This window comes from uncultured Lactobacillus sp., assembly GCF_944327175.1.
Lineage (GTDB): Bacteria > Bacillota > Bacilli > Lactobacillales > Lactobacillaceae > Lactobacillus.
Window position 1 is genome coordinate 1 of sequence record NZ_CALVGT010000050.1, and the last position, 13949, is coordinate 13949.

A 13949-nucleotide genomic window follows, 5' to 3' on the forward strand; every position below is an offset into this window, starting at 1 on the left:
TTCGGCAGCTCGAGCGGTACGATTGGATGTTCAGTCATAATATCATGTTCCTCCGTATTCAATTGTTAAGAACAGTATATGACTATTGACTGGGGGTTGATAGATACCGCGCTATTGGGTGCTTACAATTTATTAATGTATTGTTGCAAACTCATTGCTTGGTAATAGACAACTCCGAAGCGGCCGTTAACCGGACTTTCAAGTTCGATCAAATGCACTGATCCTTGCAAGCTGTAATCATCTTCATTTGCACCATCAATTAAGACTTTACGTAAATTCTCGGCAATATTAGTATTTGTATCAATTTCGGTCGTTTCTGCTAATTTATTTTGCGCTAATGCAAGTAATGGATTCTGAGAAATAATTGATAAATCTGCCGTATTTTCTCCATTTACTTCCCAAGCGAGATAATATCTGTCACCAATTTTAAAACCTTGTTTTGTCAAGAGCCATCTCATTGCCGCATGTGCTTTTTGAGATGAGTCATACCCAATCGTGACAGCTTCATCTGCAGTTAAGAAACGACCCTTAAATGTAAAGTTAGTGGTGTCGTTTGCAGAAATTAATTTTGCATTAGCAGCATTATCCAAGATACCTTTTGGATGTTTGCTTGTCAGAATGACATTTTTTTCTCCAGTAATATAATCAATTCCTTCATTAATTTCGCCACTAACCGTATCCGTCTGTAACACTTGATGATAGTACTGTGTCCAAGCGTCAAAAAAACGTCGATTTTCAAATCTTTTAACGTTTTCTGGATTTCTAATATTAAAACGAACCGTACTCTTAAAAAGGTTATTGCCCGCCACATTTTCTTTGGCAATATCCTCGCCAAAGATTTTTCCAGTCCATAAATCATTGATCATGTCACTGTCAGTAACATAACGGTAGACCGCTTGTAGAGTTTGATAAACATATTGATCTGGATATTCTTTTAGGAAATTAAGGTATGCCCGAAATTGTTCCACGTACTTTTTGTGCGACTCAATATACTTTTCATCGCCACTCCACTTACCATAGTCTCTTGCTAAATACTGAAGTTTATCATCAATAGGAAGAGGAACCAAATATGAACCACTACCTGATCTAATCGAAGACTCTATCGTTGCAGGGACTATCGTTTTCGGATCATCCACTACGAATGCACCAGCAAAAGTACCATTGGCATTTAAATCAATTTGAAGTGTGCAGTTCAAGAAAATATGAGATACTGGCAACATCTGATACGCTTTTTTGGATTCTTCGCCAGACTTGGAGTGGTAAATCCTATAATTCGTTTTACCTAAGTTCTTTTCATTCTTATTGTAGACATCTACAAACTCAGAAAGCCAACTCATAAGTCACCCTCCTTTAGAAGCTCTGCATAAAGCGCGTCCGCACTCTCGATATTGCTCAAACTAAACTGTTTTGCTTTCAGCTTATGAAGACTCCTACGGACCAAGGTATCATCATCGGGTCTTGGGAACTCAATAATCCCTTGTTTCATCACAACATTCCAAAGTCTGACGCCTAATTCATCTCTCCCTGTTTCATCTGGGTAATCAATACCATGTACCATGGTACCGAAAAGTCGGTCATCAGAATTGTCGTAGAAGCTCTCACCTTCTCCAAATTTGCATGGTTCAACGTAGCCCTGGCATTCACGGGTTCCTAAGAAGATGTCGCGCCTGCCACCTTTTTCTATGCACCGTTTCATTATTGCATAGTGTTTCTTTGCATTTCTGTCACCGACTAAATCTGGTCTGTTCTGATTAAATTCAAAGTGAGCTTGAACTTGATATTCAACGTCTTTCAAGTAGGTATATCTAGAAAGGTCTGTTTTTGTCATATCGTTATACTTTGGCACTCTGATGTCTTTTGCCTCTGTAATGATCGGGTTCATCACTCTAACTTTATCAATATAAATTTGAATGGTTGGCTTCCAATATATACTCTCAGTTATGCCTTTTAAGGCTTGATATGTTGGAACTGGGTATGTAAACTTTTCCCCGCCAATCTTCATGATCGGATCAGTAAACAGCGCATAATCACCATACACTTTAAAGTTGAATGTCGTATTCTCTTCCATATTTCTCTCCTAATGGTGCGATAACTATGCCCAAAAATTCTAAAATTGAGTGAATTATTTCTTGACAACTTAAAGTTTACCACTTTGAACAAATCCAAGGAAGCGCTTTATAGTGTAAAAAGTAGCACTATAACATTTCTTACATCAGATTTTAAAAGCTGACAAAATTACTGATAGTAGGCTCTTCAACTAGCCCAATGCCTTCATCATAATAATCATCTCTAATCGCAAATACATTATTTTCTTGGTATTCGTCTCCTAAAGAAATAATTGCCCCTTTATCAATCAAATCTTTAAGTTTTGTCCGATAAACGCCAACTAAATATGGTTGAGCCATCTTCAAGAGTTCTTTCAATTGCCTGCCTCCATCTTTTGAATTCAACTTCATAATAATTTCTTTGCCTAAACCATACGGGGCAATCAAAGATACTGTGTCTTCATCGATGACTTCAAAATTCCGTGCTATCGTCTCGCTAGCAGATCCTTCAATAGTTTTAGGGCCACTATGATATTCATTCATATATTTTTGCATCAACTTACTGCCATCGATGCAATCTGCCAAATATACTTGATAACCATGATCACTTACCAAGTATTCCTTATCAGCATCCCTATATAAAACTTGGAAGTAGTAGTTGATTGTCTCATCTTCTAAGAAAGAATCTGCCTTGTACTTTCCATCCAGCATTCCTTGGACGATTTCTTTGCCATTCTTTATTTCCTGCAAGCTGTTCAATTTCTCTGCACTTTGATCCATTAAAATAAGGTTTACCGTTCCATATTTTCTTTCAGCATTTCGATTGCATCTTCCAGCTGACTGAACAATTGAATCCAAACCACATAGCGATCTGAAGACGCAAGAGAAACTAATATCTACTCCGGCTTCAATAAGCGCGGTTGAAATACAAATCACATTTTTTCCTTCCGCCAGCATTTCCTTTATCTCTTCAATCACCTTTTTACGGTGTTCTGGGCACATTCTTGTTGTGAGGATGTAAACGTAGTCTTGAACACCTTTTTTGACCTCATCAAACACTCTTTCTGTTGCTGAAATTGTGTTGAAAATAGCAAGGACAGATCCTTGCTCTCTAGAAGCCTCTAAAATCATTTCTGCTGCTTCAGTTACTGTTAGCTGATGGTCTGCTCCATCCTTTTTAGTGCGATCAATGATTTGCACCCGCTTGAACTGTTGAATCCTATCTGACAAATTAGAAATCATTTCAGACTTACCAGCCAACTTTAATGACGTTCCTGATGATAAACTATCAAAAGCTGGTTGCGTTGCCGTACATAGCACAACATCACTTTTTCCAATAGTGCTCAAGAAGTTAAGAAGCTTGTTAAACATTGATATGGTCTTTAACGGTAGTTTTTGTACTTCATCGAAAATAATTACCGAGTCGCACAAATTATGAAAACGTCTGCGATTCACCGTACTCTTTGCATAAATGCAATTTAAGAACTGAACCATCGTGGTAATTACAATCGGACTGTCCCAGTTATCCTCAGCAAGTCTGACCGTCTTCTCAACCTCAATATCATCTTCAGTCAGATCATTTGAAACGTTTGAATGAAATTCTAGTATATTGGTAGTATTTTTCGGATTACCGTTGAGCATCTTCCGAATCACTTCTGCATTCTGCTCAATAATCGTGATATATGGAAGTACGTAGATAATATGTTTCTTTTTAGTCTTGATGGCATGCTTCAATCCATAACGCAAACTTGCCAGCGTCTTCCCACCACCTGTCGGAATTGACAAACGGTAAATGCTGTCAGCTTGATCTGCAAAAGCATCACATTCATCCGACATTTCAGAACGGGCTTGATTAATTTTCGTGTTCTGATCGAATTTGCTTATACTGTCTAGCAGCTTGGCATAGTACTGCTTAAAAATTTCATCATACTGGTATTCTGTTGCACTTTTACCAAATGAAAACAAAGATGTATCTGTTCGGTCAGCATCTAGTAAACAAGAGTAGATAAACTGTCCTACATAGTAAAGATTGTCAAGCAATCCATCTTGATCCTTTAACAATTTATCAAACAGTTGGCTGAACTCTTGTATCGCTGTCTTTAAATAGATATTAAAGTCTCGTTCTGACATCATTTCTTGATAAAAATTAATTTCAGCTCGCTTTAACTCTTGTTTCTTCTCAAGATCATCATCAAATTTTTCTACTCTTTCACAATAGGGACTTTTTAGGCGGGCGTTTAGATAGTCTTTTAAGCCCAGGCTATTATGGTGAGAGAAAACAGCATTCGAAACAATTTCGGCAAATAGGCTATCTGATGAAAATCCTTCCGAATGCTGAGACAATTCTCTGACTTTCTCTTTGATAAAAAACGCACCAAAACTAGAGTGATCTACGCTACCCTTCCTAGCTTTCTCAGGATGCTTAATGTACTCTTGGAATTCTTGACGATACTTACCCAAATCATGTACTAAGGCAGCTACCCCCGTTACGTGTGGTATCCCTAAAATATCTCCATATTTTTCAGCATACATCTTGCTATTCAAAAGGTGTGCTTTTAAGGTCTGAATTTCATCTGAATTATCTTTGGTATGAGCGATATAAGTCATAATTTTTCTCCATTCCTGTAGATCTAGCAAAAAAGCACCCCGCGAGGGAGTGCTCTTAGTGGACCCGTTTGAAAGTTACCGTGAAGTTCATCACGCTATCCGACCAGCTGGCATTGATTTTGCCGCCAAAAGCCGAAACCAGGTCCTGAGCCATTGACAGGCCGATCCCAAAACCTAATTTCTGCTTCCCATCATAATGGTGGGACTCGTCTTCCCGGTAGAAACGTTCAAAGAAGCGGTTGGTATCGATCCCAGCCCCATTCTTGTAAGAATTGGCAACCGTCAGGACCGCGTTTTGGTTAAGCCGGCTCTTGGCCAGAACAACCATGACTTCGCCTTCTGGATCGCAATACTTCTGCGCGTTATCGATCAAAATATTGACTAGTTCCAATAAACTGCGCTGCTCGGCATTGATATAAAGGTCCGGATCAATGCTGATTACGTATTCCTTGCCATCTTTGGCAAGAATCGACTTGAATGATTCAGCTGATTCCTTGGCCACTTCTGAAAAGTTGACCTTTGACAAAACAATCTCTTCTGGCTCACTCATTCTGGTTAAAGTGATCAATTGATTAATCAGCCCGGTCATCCGCACCACTTGTTCTTTGGTGCTTTCATTCCATTCATCATCGTTGCCCAGTAATTCTTCCATTTCAGCGTTGGCACTGATTACGGCAAGGGGGGTCTTTAACTCATGCCCTGCATTAGTGATAAAGCGGCGCTGCTTGTCATAGGCGTCTTTAATTGGCTGAATTGCCCTGTCAGCTAGCAGGAACATAACCAGTATAAAAAAGAAAATTCCGCCAAAAGTAAAGAACATGGCGTATTTTACCAAAAAGATAGTCGACTGCATCAGTGGACTGAGGTCAATGACACAGATGTAGTATTTATTGGTTGAAATCTTTTTAGCTAAGTAGCGAAAACGCATCCCTTCACTGCGAATTGTCCCCTTCAGCTGGCCACCAGCCAAGCGCCTGGAAATCTGCCTTTTCCGGCTGGAAACAGAATCTATCGATCTGCCGATAATGTGGTCAGTGTCAATTACGGTCAAAGTCTTTTTTTTCGTATCAACATTAGCCGTAAAGTAGCGGTACTTGAACAAACCTTCCCGGTTGTACTGGTCACCAAGCTGCTGTTTAGCCTGCTGAATATCCAAACGGCCGTTGTTTTTAACGATAATGGACAGGACTTGGTCTGCTTCCCGGCTTGAGCCGAAGACACTGATGCCAATCAAGCTGGCAAAAGATATGATCATGACTAGAAAAAGCGACAGGGTGGCCACCCAGATAAAGCGGCGCCTAACTTTTTTAATCATGATCAGGCCCTCTCAAGGCAGAACTCTCCGCCCTTTTCGCCGGAAATCTGGACATTTGCCCCGATTGAGGCCAGCTTGGACCGCAGGAAGGAGATGTATACCCAAACCACGTCTTCGCTTTCATCTTCATTCTTCCAAACATGGTTGAACAGTTCTTCCGTGCTGATTGCCTTGCCAGGATTGAGCAAGAAATAGCGCATCAAACCGGTTTCCTGCTTGGAGAGGCTGATGGAGTTGTTGCTGGACAGCTCCTGTGAGTTAAGATCCAGCTTGAGGTTATCGTAGTTCAGTTCTTGAGTGCTGTTGTAGTCCTCGCTTCGGCGCTCTTTTGACCGCAGGCGGGCCAGCAGTTCCTTTAAGGAGAACGGCTTAGTCAAGTAGTCGTCAGCACCAACATCCAGGCCCGTCACCTTATCGTCAATTTCAGACTTGGCAGTCAACATCATAATGTAGGTTTTGTCGCCAGTAGCGCGGATTTCCTTGACTGCGTCCAAGCCATTTTTGACGGGCATCATGATGTCCATGATAATGACGTCGTAGGGATGCTTTTTGACAGCATCGACGGCTTCCTGGCCGTTAAAAACTGAGTCGACATCGTAGCCGCTTTTTTGCATGGCGACCGTCAAAACTCTGTTCAATTGTGATTCGTCTTCAGCTAAAAGAATTTTCATAGTTACCCTTCCTTGATCAGTTGGCGGATTGTTTGCATGCTTACATCGCAAGATGCCAGTTCGTCAGCAACCCGCTTGAGTTCCTTGCTGATACGTTCAGGATTCTTGATGTCATGCTTGTACTTCATTTCGTGTTCAAGACTGGCCCAAGTGTCCATGGCAATTGTCCGCAGCTGGATTTCAACGTAGTAGGTGCCAGGCTTATTGCCGTGGACGTCTTCAAATGGAGTGACTACTTCCATAATCAAGTGGTAGGACCGGTAGCCATTTGGCTTGGCATTGGTAATGTAGTCTTTTTCCTTAATAATCTTAAAGTTGTCCTGCTTCTTCAGCAAATCAATACAAGTGTAAATATCGTCAATAAAGTTACAGACGATTCTGAATCCGATTGAATCCCGGTTTTCGATCAAAGCAGACTCTGGCGTATGCGGTAAGCCCTTTCTTTCGCACTTTTGCGTCATGCTTTCTTCACCTTTAACGCGGCCTTCCAGGTGCTCGTATAACTTTTGTCCGTATTTTTCGCTGTATTCCTGACCAATACCCTGAATTTGCTGCAAAACAGAAGCCAGGATCTGTGGCAGATAGTCGGCATACTTTCCGTAGATGCTCATATTTGTTCCTCACTCCTTCTATTACTTCTACTCTACCAAAGATCCTTGAAATTTGCTTGTGCTTTAAGGGAAACTTATGGATAGCTTACCTTTCACAAAAAAACATGGCCCAAATTCAGTATTGGGACCATGTTGTCTGCCTTAGCAGCTAATTTTTATTTTTGTGGATTGACTTCGGCACGAGCACTTATCACGTTTTTAGGCTTTCGCGTAAGCACTTGCTCCATGTCCGGCAATAACCCCACTACCGATACATGAACCATAACAGAAGCCTGGGATGTCATAATATGGTGAGTACACGTTGTCAGTACCAACTACATACATGCCTGGAATAACCTGGTCATCTTCAGCTAAAGCACGACACTCATCATCAGTTTTTACTCCACCAAAAGTTGACCAAGCACTTACCTCACATTCAATGGCATAAAACGGGCCTTGCTTGACCGAGCTTAAGTACCACGGATTGGCACCAAATTGCTCATCTTCGCCTTTTTCACAATAACTGTTATAAGACGCTACTGTACCTGTTAAATGATCGAATCCAGTCTTTTTAGCAAGTTCTTCCAAAGTGTCAGCCTTTACAATCCAACCTTCATGAATTCCTTCTTCAAGATCACTATCCAGGCTCTTCAAGGCACCTCTTTGCTTGTAGTAGGAGCCGATAAACCAGTTGTCATGGTTAGCTCCACGCTTGGTTAAGTACTCATACAGGCCTTCATCCCGCATTTTGTCAACATATTCCTGGTCAACAATGGCGTAATATGGTGAATGGCGCAAGGTCGGCTCTTCACCATATGACATTGGATAGTCACATAGCAAGCCTTCATTCATGAAGCGCTTTCCTTGGTTGTCAACTAACAGATTACCGTAAATGCCAAACTTGAATGCTAGGTTCTGGTCATATTTATCTTGGGTTGCTGGGCGACTGGCCTTGGGGTTGGTTCCACCATACTCACAGCCACAATAGCCAAAGGTCTTGTCAAGAATTGCACCTGCCTTTTGCGCGATAGTCAACCCGTCACCAGTGCAGAGACTCTTGCCGCGAGCAGCAACGTTCACGTGTGTTGTGCCTAGATACCTTAAAAGTAGTTCCTTGTTGCCAAGATATCCACCACTGGCGATGATAACGCTCTTGGCATGAACGGTAACTTTCGAACCATCCTTCCGCTGACCAGCACCCCCTACAATTTTACCGTTTTCCTTCAGAACTTCTTTGGCTGCCGTATTAAAGAACACATCAATACCACATTTTTCGTAAGCTTCAGTCCACAGACGGACGCGCTTATCAACATCGGTTAAAATCAAATGGAAGCCGCCTTTTTCATCGACGAATGGTGTTTTAAAACGGAAGTTTGCTTCCTTAAATTGGTAACCGATCTCCAATAAGTTTTCAACCGCTTCACTCGAATGCTCAAGGTAGTTCTTAATCAAAGCAGAATTCGGTTCCCAGTGAGTGTAATTCATCACATGTTGGAAAACTTCATTAACCGTCAAAGTAGTCCCACGTTCACGCAAGACTGGAGTATCAACGGCAAATGGGCCTGAAACTTTTACTCCGTTAACCGCTGCTAGATTACCAGCTTTTTCTAAAACAACCACCTTACTGCCCGCCTTGGCAGCGGTGATAGCTGACATAAAGCCTGATGCACCACTACCGATAACTACAACGTCAGCTGTAACATCAGCATCTGGAAGCTTGGTTTCAGTGACATGTGCTGCTTCAGTAAATGTTTTAGGATCCCCACCAGCTTCAGTAATTGCCTCTTCTACACTACTGGTCACTGCTTTAGTCAACTTTGTTGCACCACTAATCGCATCTACGTTTAAAGATTGATTAGCGACAACTTCTGGGATAAATCTGTCTTTTAAATCATCTACAAAAGCCTGTGTTTCATTTTCTTCAAGAACTTCAATTTTAGTCAGTTTTTCTTCATCAAAAGAAACGCGTAACTTAGCCGTAGAATGATGTCCTTCTGCTTCGACTTCATAATCGCCTTTTTTGTACATTATTATGCCTCTTGCTTTACTTCAAGAATATACTTACAAAATACAGATAGCTCCTCAAAACAGTTGAAATGTCATTATTAGTCTCTAATATCAACTATTTGCTAAAGAGATATTACATTAAACTCTTTAACGAGCATTACCTATTAATTATAGCACTTAAAAAAGCGGTTTCATCGTCTTAAAAATAATTTGCAAGAAGCAAAAATTAAGGTACAATATTATTGTTAATGGAGAGTTGGCAGAGCGGTAATGCAGCGGACTCGAAATCCGCCGAACCAATGTTGAATTGGTGCGCAGGTTCAAATCCTGTACTCTCCTTAAACTAATCAATAATCCCCGAGAAATCAATATTCTCGGGGATTATTTTCGTTTTTAACTAGAAAACAACTAGAAACAGCTAGTTAATAGATGGCATCAAGGTGATGATTGCTTGGCCGTTTGACGGGTAAACCACTACGCCTGTGTCGGTGGTCTGCCACAACTCAACCGAGTACTGCCCAGCAGGCAGCTTGGCCAAATTGGCTGACGATGCGATCAGCGACTCGTCATCGTTCACCAGCGTGTCCAAAGTTGCCACCTGCTTTAAACCAGCTTGCCTCTGACTTCATCAACCTGCTTTTGGACTGACTCCGGCGTCGGGCCGCCCAAAGAAGTCCGCTTGGCCAGGCAGTTATGCAGGTCAATTGCCTGGTATAAATCTTCCTCAAACAAGTCGCTGTAACCCTTGTAAGTTTCAAGCGGCAAGTCTTCTAAAACCGTGTCCTGGTCAATGCACAAGGCTACCAATTGCCCGGAAATATGGTAGGCATCTCTAAATGGCATCCCCTTCTTAGTCAGATAGTCTGCCAAGTCCGTCGCGTTAATAAAGCCCTTCTGCGCCGCCTGGTGCATGGCCTTCTCATTAGCCTCCAGTGTCTTGATCATTGGGATAAAAGTCTCCAGGCACAGCTCAACATTGTCGATAGCGTCAAACAAGGCTTCCTTGTCTTCCTGCATGTCCTTGTTGTAGGCCAGCGGCAATCCCTTCAAAGTAGTCAAGATCGCCATCAAATCCCCGTATACCCGGCCGGTCTTGCCCCGGGCTAGTTCGGCCATGTCAGGATTTTTCTTCTGCGGCATAATAGAAGACCCAGTCGTATAGGCATCTGCCAGGCGGACGAAGTGGAATTCCCAAGATGACCACAAGATTAATTCCTCACTTAAGCGGGAGAGGTGCATCATCACCAGAGACAGGTCGCTTAAGTCTTCAACCACATGGTCCCGGTCGCTCACCCCGTCTAAACTATTGGCTACCGGAGCCTTAAAGCCCAACAGTTCTGCTTCATATTCCCGGTCAATCGGATAAGTCGTTCCGGCCAAGGCACAGCTGCCGATCGGCGAATAGTTCATCCGCTCTTCCATCTGCGTAAGACGGTCCAGATCCCGCATGAACATGTAGGCATAAGCCATTAGCTGGTGGCCAAAAGTCACCGGCTGGGCTCGCTGCAGGTGAGTATAACCCGGCATGAGGCTGCCCTTGTACTTTTCCGCCTGGTCGCAGAGAGCCGCTACCAAGTCTTTTAAAAGCTGCTTGATCTGCCCGTTTTCTTCCCGCATGTACAAACGGATGTCCAAAGCCACCTGGTCGTTTCTTGACCGGGCCGTGTGCAGCATCTTCCCATCCTGGCCGATCCGGTCAGTCAGCGTCTCTTCAATAAACATATGAATGTCCTCAGCTGCCGGGTCGATTTCCAGCTTGCCGCTATTTAAGTCCGCCAGAATGCCTTCTAAACCGGAAATGATTTTTTCACTTGCCTCTTTTGGGATTATTCCCTGCTTGGCCAGCATCTTGGCATGGGCAATGGAGCCGGCAATGTCTTCTGGATACATTCTTTGGTCAAAACGGATCGAGGAATTGAAGTCGTCCGCGATTTGGTCAGTCTTACCGGAAGTTCTGCCGGCCCACATTTTTTTCATATCACAATCACCTATTCTAAAAAACTTGTCCCGTCTTAATCCTTATTCTTGGCATCCAGCTTGGCTTGTACCTGGATCAGCAGGCCGAAGAGGTTGATAAAGCCAGCGGCTTCTGCCTGGTCGTAGTCTGATTCATCAAAAGTTGCCAATTCAGTTGAGTAAAGGCTGTTTGGCGAAGTTACCCCGGCCTTGATGATGTTGCCCTTGTAGAGCTTCAACTTAACCGACCCGGTCACGCATTCCTGAGTCTTGTCCACAAATGCAGCAAGCGCTTCTCTTAATGGAGTAAACCATTGCCCGTCGTAAACCAGTTCCCCGTAAGCAATAGCCAGTTCTGACTTCTTGTGCTGCACCTGCTTGTCCAAGGTGATGGTTTCCAGGTATTCGTGGGCAAAGTAGAGAATGCTGCCGCCTGGCGTTTCATAAAGCCCTCTGGACTTCATCCCCACCAGACGGTTTTCGACTAAGTCCAAGAGGCCAATCCCGTTTTCTCCGCCGACCTTGTTCAGCTTCTCCAAAATTTCCATCAAAGGCATTTCCTGCCCGTCTAAAGCAACCGGCACGCCCTTTTCAAAGTCCAGCTGCAGGTAAGTTGGCTTGTCTGGGGCATCAAGCGGTGAGACGCCCATTTCCAAAAAGCCCGGCTTTTCATAAGTTGGCTCCAGACTTGGATCTTCCAGGTCCAGCCCTTCATGGCTTAAGTGCCAAAGGTTCTTATCCTTAGAATAATTGGTTTCCTTGCTGATCCGCAAAGGAACATGATGGGCAGCAGCGTAGTCGATTTCATCTTCTCTTGAAACCAAGTCCCATTCCCGCCAAGGAGCAATGATCGGCATGTCCGGGGCAAAGTGCTTGATCCCTAATTCAAAACGAACTTGGTCGTTGCCTTTACCAGTTGCCCCGTGGGCAATCGCGTCGGCGCCTTCTTTAATCGCTACTTCTGCCAAGGCCTTGGCAATCAAAGGACGGGCGTTGGCCGTCCCGAGCAGGTAGCCTTCGTACTTAGCATCAGCCTTCAGACATGGCAGCAGGTAATCGTTGACATATTCTTCTTCCAAGTTGGCCACAACCAGCTTGGCCGCCCCGGAGTTCTTGGCCTTTTCTTCCAGCCCTTCCAGTTCATCCCCCTGGCCGACATTTGCTGAAACCGCGATGATTTCCGGGTTGTTGTAGTTTTCCTTCAGCCATGGAATGATCACGGAAGTGTCCAGACCGCCGCTGTATGCCAATACGATTTTCTTGATCTTGCTCTTGTCGATGTTCATTAATATTCTCTCCTGTAAAATTCTAACTTACTTTTAATCTGCTCCGTTAGTCCGCCTCATTTTTATCACCTTTTCTATCAAAAAAGCCGTCCTTTTGCTAATTGCAAAAGGACGACTTGCTCGCGGTACCACCTTTAATTCCCAGCCATATCCGGCTGAACCCTCTTGATTCTTAACGCGAATCAATCGATGACCGCTTATCGGTCATATTCCCGGCTGCGTTCCCCGCGCTGGCTCTGTTTCCTCTCAACTACGAAACTCGCTTGAAGAGTCAGGGGAGCGGGTACTACTTCCTTCGCTTAACTTGTTGGATTTAATTCTAACAGGTCTCTCATTTTATTCAAGCCTTTTTTACAAACTTTTTTGAATATTTCTGCAAAAATCTCCGTAAAGCGTTTACTGTTTTCACTACAAAGCCCGCCCTTATCGCCTTTGCCGTGGATTGATAATATTTTTCGCTATTTTGATCAATTCTTTGACTTGCTTTAAATAATGGGGTATTCTTTGCTCATAAAGCGAACTAGTAAAATCAATCAGAAAGACTAATACTATCCATGAATACCGATAAAATCAAAATTTTCCTTGATTTGGCGGAAAGCCTGAATTTCTCGCGGACTGCCCAAAACATGAATATTACCCAGTCGGCTGTTTCCCAGTCAATTTCTTCATTAGAGCGCTACCTCAATACCAAGCTCTTCTACCGCAGCCGTAAAGAAGTCAATTTGACCCCGGCTGGCCAGCTCTTTTACCAGGGGATGCAGCCAGTCATTACCCAGTTCAACAAGGCCGTTACCCACGCCCGGGAAGTGTCCCAGTCAGTCAATACCCTCTTAACAATCGGTTTCTCTGGCTCTGGCTATGACCGCTATGCCATCAAGCAGTTGATCCAGGAATACCGGAAAGTCAGGCCAGACGTCAAGATCTTCCTGGAAAATTACGACCACCGGACCATGGTGGCCCGCTTAAAGCAGGGCTTTTGCGACGTGATCTTGACCAGACCAGAATCGATCGACTCCGGCATCACCTTGACTTACGAAAAGCTGCTGGAAGGCCGCTTTTACGCTGTCTGCAGCAAGAGCTACTGCTACATAGGCAATTCACCTGTGACTTTAAAGGACCTGTCTAAAGAGCGTTTGATCTTCCTGGACAACAGCTGGTGCCTGCCCAAGCAAAATTCCCTGCAGAACGCTTTAAGCCGGGACCTGGCCAGCCTGGACTATGCCGTGGCTAACAACATGGCTGACTACACCCAGATGATTTCCGCCGGCCTAGGCATCGGGATCTGCGCCGACTTTGTCGTTGACCCTAGCGACGACCAGCTGGAGCTTTTGCCTTTGGAAAAGGAAATTACTGATGAAATTGGCATGGTCACCTTAAAGGACCGGAAGTCACCGGCCGCCGACTTTATCGCCTGGGTCAAAGAGCGGGGGCTGCCGGCCACCCACCCGGTTGCAGAATAAGGAGCTGGAAAG

General features: G+C 43.7%; 11 protein-coding genes and 1 tRNA gene. 2 read left to right on the forward strand and 10 right to left on the reverse strand.

Annotated features, from left to right (window positions below):
* Positions 1–122 precede the first annotated feature (122 nt).
* From Q0J41_RS06265 to Q0J41_RS06295, 7 genes are all read right to left on the reverse strand, one after another.
* Complete coding sequence (locus Q0J41_RS06265) at positions 123–1337, reverse strand: type I-C CRISPR-associated protein Cas8c/Csd1 (protein WP_296227456.1); 1215 nt, start codon at positions 1335–1337, stop codon at positions 123–125.
* Positions 1334–2068: a type I-C CRISPR-associated protein Cas5c gene (gene cas5c, locus Q0J41_RS06270; RefSeq protein ID WP_296227457.1), complete on the reverse strand. Its 735-nt coding sequence runs from the start codon at positions 2066–2068 to the stop codon at positions 1334–1336. The genes Q0J41_RS06265 and cas5c overlap by 4 nt, the downstream gene beginning before the upstream one ends.
* A 151-nt stretch (positions 2069–2219) precedes the next feature.
* Positions 2220–4652 carry a CRISPR-associated helicase Cas3' gene (cas3, locus tag Q0J41_RS06275; protein ID WP_296227459.1) on the reverse strand — a complete coding sequence of 811 codons (2433 nt, stop codon included), beginning with the start codon at positions 4650–4652 and terminating at the stop codon, positions 2220–2222.
* Positions 4653–4707: 55 nt separating this feature from the next.
* Positions 4708–5967 (reverse strand): HAMP domain-containing sensor histidine kinase, encoded by a 1260-nt coding sequence (locus Q0J41_RS06280; protein ID WP_296227461.1) that lies wholly within the window; start codon positions 5965–5967, stop codon positions 4708–4710.
* A 2-nt stretch (positions 5968–5969) separates the two neighbouring features.
* Positions 5970–6638, reverse strand: a complete 669-nt coding sequence (locus tag Q0J41_RS06285; protein WP_296227463.1) for a response regulator transcription factor — start codon at positions 6636–6638, stop codon at positions 5970–5972.
* A 2-nt stretch (positions 6639–6640) separates the two neighbouring features.
* The gene (locus Q0J41_RS06290; protein ID WP_296227465.1) at positions 6641–7249 is read right to left on the reverse strand and encodes a GTP pyrophosphokinase family protein; all 609 of its coding nucleotides are present in this window, start codon (positions 7247–7249) and stop codon (positions 6641–6643) included.
* Between the two features lie 198 nt (positions 7250–7447).
* Entirely contained in the window at positions 7448–9256 is a 1809-nt protein-coding gene (locus Q0J41_RS06295; protein ID WP_296227467.1) for an FAD-binding protein, read from the reverse strand.
* Between the two features lie 229 nt (positions 9257–9485).
* Here Q0J41_RS06295 and Q0J41_RS06300 point away from each other — a divergent pair.
* Positions 9486–9574, forward strand: a tRNA-Ser gene (locus tag Q0J41_RS06300).
* A 79-nt stretch (positions 9575–9653) separates the two neighbouring features.
* Here Q0J41_RS06300 and Q0J41_RS06305 read toward each other — a convergent pair.
* From Q0J41_RS06305 to Q0J41_RS06315, 3 genes are read right to left on the reverse strand one after another with little or no spacing between them, the layout of a single operon-like run.
* Positions 9654–9812, reverse strand: coding sequence for a hypothetical protein (locus Q0J41_RS06305; RefSeq protein WP_296227468.1), 159 nt, complete (start codon positions 9810–9812; stop codon positions 9654–9656).
* Positions 9813–9838: 26 nt separating this feature from the next.
* The gene (gene argH / locus Q0J41_RS06310; RefSeq protein WP_296227470.1) at positions 9839–11212 is read right to left on the reverse strand and encodes an argininosuccinate lyase; all 1374 of its coding nucleotides are present in this window, start codon (positions 11210–11212) and stop codon (positions 9839–9841) included.
* A 35-nt stretch (positions 11213–11247) separates the two neighbouring features.
* Entirely contained in the window at positions 11248–12477 is a 1230-nt protein-coding gene (locus Q0J41_RS06315) for an argininosuccinate synthase (protein ID WP_296227472.1), read from the reverse strand.
* 554 nt (positions 12478–13031) lie between these two features.
* Here Q0J41_RS06315 and Q0J41_RS06320 point away from each other — a divergent pair.
* Positions 13032–13937: a LysR family transcriptional regulator gene (locus tag Q0J41_RS06320; RefSeq protein WP_296227473.1), complete on the forward strand. Its 906-nt coding sequence runs from the start codon at positions 13032–13034 to the stop codon at positions 13935–13937.
* The last annotated feature ends 12 nt before the right edge of the window (positions 13938–13949 follow it).